This is a genomic window from Streptomyces sp. NPDC056061 (assembly GCF_042266885.1).
In the GTDB taxonomy this organism is placed as follows: Bacteria; Actinomycetota; Actinomycetes; order Streptomycetales; family Streptomycetaceae; genus Streptomyces.
Genome location: NZ_JBHJWQ010000014.1, coordinates 125,401 through 132,004, shown reverse-complemented (window position 1 = coordinate 132,004; position 6,604 = coordinate 125,401). Strand labels below are relative to the sequence as shown.

The window sequence follows — 6,604 nt, the reverse complement described above, 5'->3', positions numbered from 1 at the left end:
GTGCGGGCGATGGTTATTTTCATAACCCCCTGCGCCGGGGCGCGGGGGCGCGGCCCCCGGGCCCGCCCGCCGGCCCCGCGGGCACCGCCCCCGGGCCCCCGCCTCCGTCGTCCGACGGTCGTGGGGCGCGAGAGGCGGGCGGTCGTGGGGCCGGTGTCGCCCGTCGGACCCTGCGGACATCCGGCGGCGCCGGAGCCCGCACATACCGGCACCGGCCGCACGACGGGCCCTCAGGGGGCGAGTACGTCCAGTTCGTGCAGGGCGCCGACGGCGATCTCCTTCGTCAGGCGTTCCGCCGCGGCGGCGTCGCCCTCGCGTACCGCCTCGGCGAGCCGGACATGGAGCGTGACCGCTGCCGGGTCCGGGTCCTCGAACATCACCTGGTGGTGGGTGCGTCCGGCGAGGACCTCGGCGACGACGTCGCCGAGCCTGGCGAACATCTCGTTCCCGGACGCGTCGAGCACGATCCGGTGGAACGCGATGTCGTGCTCCAGGTACCCCGCCAGCTGCTGGCCGCGCGAGGTCGCGACCATGCCGAGTGCGCACGCGGTGAGGGCCGCGCACTGCTCCGGGGTCGCGTGGCGGGCGGCGAGACCGGCCGCCACCGGTTCGATGGCGGAGCGCAGCACGGTCAGCGAGCGCAACTGGCGCGGCCGGTCGGCCCCCGCCAGCCGCCACCGGATGACCTGCGGGTCGTAGACGTTCCACGCCTCGGTCGGACGCACGGTCACGCCGACCCGGCGCCGGGACTCGACGAGGTGCATGGATTCCAGGACGCGGACCACTTCGCGCACGACTGTCCGCGAGACGTCGAAGCGCCGGGCCAGTTCGTCGGTGCGCAGCACCTGGCCCGGCCGGTGCTCCCCCGCGGCGATCTCCAGACCCAGGGTGTCCAGCACATGGGTATGCAGCCCGGGGCCCTGTGTGGTCATGGGCACCAGAGTACGGGGCGATCTCCAGGACCTAAAAGTACGACGTTTACGTCACATCATCTTGAATAAGTCGTACGTATGGGTTTCAGTAGCGCGACGGACCGAAGTCGACGAGGACGTCGAAGAGGACAGCGAGGCACCACCAATGAGCACCCCCCACGTCATCGTGGTGATGGGCGTCGCAGGGACCGGCAAGACCACGATCGGGCCCCTGCTCGCCGCTGAACTGGGCGTTCCGTACGCCGAGGGCGACGACTTCCACCCGGCGGCGAACATCGCCAAGATGTCCGCCGGCGTCCCGCTGGACGACGCGGACCGGTGGCCCTGGCTCGATGCCATCGGCCGCTGGGCGCACGGCCGGGCGGGGCTCGGCGGCGTGGTGAGCAGTTCGGCTCTCAAGCGCGTCTACCGGGACCGGCTGCGGGCCGAGGCCCCCGGCGCCGTCTTCCTTCATCTGGCCGGGGACCGCGAGCTGATCGAGCGGCGCATGGCGGGGCGCAAGGGCCACTTCATGCCCACCGCGCTGCTCGACTCGCAGTTCGCCACCTTGCAGCCGCTGGGGGAGGACGAGGCCGGCGTCTCGGTCGATGTGTCCGGCGCCCCCGAGGAAATCACCCAGCGGGCCGTCGCCGCGTTGCGCCGGCTCGACAGCTAAGGATCACCACCGTGACCAGTCTCAGCGTCGAGATGCTGGCAGCGGACGCCGTCGAACCGATCACTTCGGCAGGCAACGCGCAGTTGGGCATCGCAGTCCTGGCGGGCATCGCCGTCATCGTTCTGCTCATCACCAAGTTCAAGATGCACGCGTTTCTCGCGCTCACCGTCGGGTCGTTGGCGCTCGGCTCGTTCGCCGGTGCCGCGCCGGCGAAGACGATCGCCAGTTTCACCACCGGACTCGGCTCGACCGTCGCGGGCGTAGGCGTCCTGATCGCGCTCGGTGCCATTCTGGGCAAGCTGCTCGCGGACTCCGGCGGGGCGGACCAGATCGTCGACACCATCCTCGCGAAGTCGAGCCGGCGCGCCATGCCCTGGGCCATGGTGCTGATCGCCTCGATCATCGGTCTGCCGCTGTTCTTCGAGGTCGGGATCGTGCTGCTGATCCCGGTGGTGCTGCTCGTCGCCAAGCGCGGGAACTACTCGCTGATGCGGATCGGCATTCCGGCCCTTGCCGGTCTGTCCGTGATGCACGGGCTGATCCCGCCGCACCCCGGTCCGCTGGTCGCGATCGACGCCCTCGGTGCCAATCTCGGCGTCACGCTGGCGCTGGGCGTGCTGGTGGCGATCCCGACCGTGATCATCGCCGGCCCGGTCTTCTCCCGCTACGCCGCACGCTGGGTGGACATCCCCGCGCCGGAGAAGATGATTCCGCAGCGTCCGTCGGAGGAGCCAGCCCGGCGTCCGAGCTTCGGCGCGACCCTGGCGACGATCCTGCTGCCGGTCGTGCTGATGCTGGTCAAGGCCCTTGTCGACATCGTCGTGGACGATCCGGAGCAGGGCGTGCAGAAGGTCACCGATGTGATCGGTTCGCCGCTGATCGCGCTCCTGGCAGCCGTCCTCGTCGGCATGTTCACGCTGGGCCGGGCGGCCGGGTTCTCCAGGGGACGGCTCTCCAGCACGGTCGAGAAGTCGCTCGCCCCGATCGCGGGCGTGCTGCTGATCGTGGGCGCGGGCGGTGGCTTCAAGCAGACCCTCATCGACGCCGGGGTGGGCCAGATGATTCTGGACTTCTCCAAGGACTGGTCGATCCCGGCACTGCTGCTGGGCTGGCTGATCGCCGTCGCGATCCGGCTCGCGACCGGTTCGGCGACCGTGGCCACCATCTCGGCGGCCGGTCTGGTCGCCCCGCTGGCCGCCGACATGTCGACCTCGCACGCGGCCCTGCTGGTGCTCGCCGTGGGCGCCGGTTCGCTCTTCTTCAGCCATGTCAACGACGCCGGATTCTGGCTGGTGAAGGAGTACTTCGGCATGAACGTCGGCCAGACGGTCAAGACCTGGTCGGTGATGGAGACCATCGTCTCCGTGGTCTCGCTGGTCTTCGTCCTGCTGCTGTCGCTGATCCTTTGAGCCGCGTCCTCGCACCGGCGTCGCGCGGCTGACGCGGGTGCGAGGACGGGACCCGGCGCGGCGGCCCTCCCCCACGGTCCTCCCTCCACCCGTCCGCACGGGGCCGTGCGCCGCCGCCGTGTCGGGCCGTGACCCGGCGGTCTCCGCCCTGCCCCCAGAGGTCCTGCCCGGGAGCGGTGCCGGACTCCGTCCCGCTCCCGCGCCGTCGGCGGTTCGCGGGCAGGTGGACGAGGGGCGGGACGTCTCCGGCGGCGCGCCCGGTTCGGCATGTCAGACTTGTCGCCATGCCGAACCGCGAACCGCTCAAGCCGTTCCTCCTGGCCTTTCCCGGCCCGCTGCGCGACCGGCTGGTGCGGGCGGTGCTCGACGGGGTCAAGGTGTCGACGACGGGACTGCTCGCGGAGTACGAGGCGGAGCGGGAGGAGTTGCCCCCGGTGGGCGAGCGGTCGGCGCTGATCGACTCGGACGGCCGGGAGATCGCGGTGCTGGAGGTGACGGAGGTGCGGGTGCTGCGCCTCGGCGACGTCGATCTCCGGCACGCCGTCGACGAGGGCGAGGGCCATGCCTCGGTCGCCGAGTGGCGGGCGGACCACGAGAAGTTCTGGCACGGGGCGGAGATGCGCGAGGCCCTCGGCGACCCGGACTTCAACGCGGACGACGACACCATGGTGGTCGCCGAACGATTCCGGGTCGTCGAACTGCTCGATCCCCTGGTGGGCGCTGCCGAGCGGTAGTTCGGCGGACGCCGGGCGTCAGCGCACCTCGTGGTGGACGAGGGGCGGTCGGACCGTGCCGGGGTGGCCGGTGCGGGCGAAGGCTGCCCAGACGGCGCGCACCGTCCGGCCCAGTTCGTCCACCTCCTCCCACCGCGTGTCCCCGAGCATCGGGGACGCCCGCCAGGCTGCCCGGGTGCCCAGGAGCAGCGGCAGTTCCAGGCAGTGGGTGGCGCCGTACTCCGATCCCGCCGGGCGCCAGTCCAGGCGGTAGGCATGGACCCGGGCCCCGGCCCGTACGAGTTCCTTCCCGAGGGCGGTCAGCGGCTCGGCGTACATCCGGTCGGTCGGCCCGGCCGGGTCCCCGTCGCGTCGGCGGCCGCGTGCGTCGTCGCGCCCGTTGTCGCATCGGTTGTCGCGTGCGTCGTCGGGGAAGGCGGTCATGTCGTCCGCGTTCCAGCCGTACATGAGGTCCATGCCGCGCACGTGCGGCCCGGGGGCGGCGTCGGCAGGTGGGACCGGGCCGAACGGGGGTTCCAGGGGGGAGCCGGAGCGTGCCCGGTGGGCGAGGGCGGTGTCGCGCTGCGCCGCGAGCAGGGCGGCGGGGGAAACGGTGCGCGGGTCGGCACCGGGGGCGTGGACGGCGAGCCGTTCGAGGAGGATCCGGCCGAGCGCGGCGGCCTCGGCCCGCGGGCGGCTGGCGATCGCCAGGGGCGCGCTCTGCAGGATCGCCCGGTGGAACATTCCCCGGGCCTCGGGCAGGTCCAGCAGCAGCCGGATGGAGAGGGCCCCGGCGGACTGCCCGAAGACGGTCACGTCGTCGGGGTCGCCGCCGTATCCGGCGATGTGGGTACGCACCCAGCGGAGCGCTTCGAGTTGGTCGTACAGGCCCAGGTTGCCCTCGCTTAGCCCGTCGAGGCAGAGGTAGCCGAGGGCGCCGAGGCGGTAGTTGACGGCCACCACGACGACATCGCCCTCGGTGGCGAGCGCGCCGCCGTCGTACCAGTCCATGAGACCGGCCCCGCTGCTGAACCCGCCGCCGTGGAACCACACCATCACCGGGCGCGCCCCGGCATCGCGGGCGGGCGTGGTGACCGCGAGGTTGAGGCAGTCCTCGCCCTGTGGGCGACGGTCGAGCGGCGGTCCCATGACCGCGTCGAGTCGGGACGGCGGCTGCGGGCAGATCTCGCCGCCGGACGGACGGGTGTCGTGGGCCGGCACCGGCCGGGGCCGGGCGAAGCGTTCGGCCACCGCGTAACGGATCGGCCCGGACCGGTACACCTCCCGGCCCGTCATGCGCCGCCCCCGGGAAGGGGACCCGCCGGGACCCGCACCGGTTCGGGCGCGCCCTCGGGCACCAGGCGGAACAGGGCGACGGCGCCGACCAGGCTCACGGTGCAGATCGCGACGAGGTACCACGTCACCCCGGTCGCGGAGCCCCCGGAGTTGAGCAGTGCCGTGGAGATCATGGGGGCGAGGCCGCCGCCGAGGATCGCGCCGCCCTGCAGGATGACCGAGGAGCCCGAGTAGCGGACGTTGACGGGGAAGGTGTCGACGATGATGCTGCCCTGCACGCAGTGCGTGACCGGGATGATGAGGCCCATGCCGACGAGGGCCACCACCGCGAGTACGGGCTTGCCGGTGTCGAGCAGCGGGAAGAAGGCGACGCACCAGACGAGGATGGCGGCGGAACCTGCGATGAACATGGTGCGCCGGCCGTGCCGGTCGGCGATCTTCGTCCACACCGGGATGGTCGCGAACCACAGGGCCGCCGACACGGTGACGCTCACGATGAGGAACTGCTTGTCGTAGTCGAGGTGCTGGGAGCCGTAGGACAGCGTGAAGACCATGAACACGTAGGCCACGGCGGAGTTCGCCACGACGGCGAGCAGGGTGAGCGCGAGCCGGGGGAAGCCGACCTTGAAGGATTCGGCCAGCGGGAAGCGGACCACTTCGTCCCGGGCGCGTGCCCGGTCGAAGGAGGGCGACTCGGTCACCCGCAGCCGGATCAGCAGCCCCACGGCGACGAGGACGAAGCTGAGCAGGAACGGGATGCGCCAGCCCCACGAGGTGAAGGCGTGGTCGCCGAGGACCGCGTTGGTGGTGAGGAAGACGACGTTGGCCAGGACCAGACCGCCGGGCGTGCCCATCTGCGGGAAGCCGGCGTACAGGTTCTTCTTGCCCTGCGGTGCGTGCTCCATCGACATCAGTGTGGCACCGGCGCCCTCGCCGCCGAGTCCGATGCCCTGCACGATGCGCAGGGCGACGAGGAGGACCGGGGCCCAGAAACCGATGCTGTCGTAGCTGGGGATGGCCCCGATGAGGGTGGATCCGATGCCCATCAGGACGAGGGAGACGACCAGCGTCGCCTTGCGGCCGATGCGGTCCCCGTAGTGGCCGAAGACCAGGCCGCCGAGCGGGCGCGCGATGAAGCCGACGGCGAAGGTGCTGAACGCGGCGAGGGTGCCCGCGGCGGGGCTCAGCGACGGGAAGAACTGCTGGTTGAAGATGAGTGCCGCGGCCGTGCCGTAGAGGAAGAAGTCGTACCACTCCAGGGTGGTGCCCGCGAGCGTGGCGAAGGCGGTTCTGGCGGCGGTGGCTCGGGCGGCGCCCGAGTTTTCTTCGTGAGCTGAAGTGTTCACGGGGTGACCAATCACTTGGATGGCGGCTGGGGCGGTTCGCTCCGGACAGCCGCTACGACGGCCGGACTCCACCCGCCGTTAACCGTGGATCCTGATGCCCTGAGACATGACACACAAATAACGAATCCGGGATCTGGCATACCCGTTTCGGTATAGCGGAGTATCCGAATCCCCTTGCTGCCGCCCGCCGGACCGCCGAGATTCGATATACCCATTCGGATATATGGCACCGCAGGATTCGCATTTGTCCGGC

At 71.3% G+C, this 6,604-nt stretch carries 6 protein-coding genes; 3 read left to right on the top strand and 3 right to left on the bottom strand.

The annotated features are described in order from the left end of the window. Positions 1-230: 230 nt before the first annotated feature. Complete coding sequence (locus ACFC79_RS20795) at positions 231-932, bottom strand: FadR/GntR family transcriptional regulator (protein WP_376242151.1); 702 nt, start codon at positions 930-932, stop codon at positions 231-233. 145 nt (positions 933-1,077) lie between these two features. On the opposite strand from ACFC79_RS20795, the gene ACFC79_RS20790 reads away from it, so the two are divergent. The 3 genes from ACFC79_RS20790 to ACFC79_RS20780 all read left to right on the top strand — a co-directional run bounded on the left by ACFC79_RS20790 (position 1,078) and on the right by ACFC79_RS20780 (position 3,730). After that, the gene (locus ACFC79_RS20790; RefSeq protein ID WP_376242149.1) at positions 1,078-1,587 is read left to right on the top strand and encodes a gluconokinase; all 510 of its coding nucleotides are present in this window, start codon (positions 1,078-1,080) and stop codon (positions 1,585-1,587) included. Positions 1,588-1,598: 11 nt separating this feature from the next. Further along, positions 1,599-2,996, top strand: coding sequence for a GntP family permease (locus ACFC79_RS20785; RefSeq protein ID WP_376242147.1), 1,398 nt, complete (start codon positions 1,599-1,601; stop codon positions 2,994-2,996). A gap of 284 nt (positions 2,997-3,280) precedes the next feature. Continuing rightward, positions 3,281-3,730, top strand: a complete 450-nt coding sequence (locus tag ACFC79_RS20780) for an ASCH domain-containing protein (protein WP_376242145.1) — start codon at positions 3,281-3,283, stop codon at positions 3,728-3,730. Between the two features lie 18 nt (positions 3,731-3,748). Here the strand turns inward: ACFC79_RS20780 and ACFC79_RS20775 are convergent, their stop codons facing one another. Next, entirely contained in the window at positions 3,749-5,005 is a 1,257-nt protein-coding gene (locus tag ACFC79_RS20775; RefSeq protein ID WP_376242143.1) for a carboxylesterase family protein, read from the bottom strand. Then, the gene (locus tag ACFC79_RS20770; protein WP_376242141.1) at positions 5,002-6,351 is read right to left on the bottom strand and encodes an MFS transporter; all 1,350 of its coding nucleotides are present in this window, start codon (positions 6,349-6,351) and stop codon (positions 5,002-5,004) included. The genes ACFC79_RS20775 and ACFC79_RS20770 overlap by 4 nt, the downstream gene beginning before the upstream one ends. Positions 6,352-6,604 lie beyond the last annotated feature (253 nt).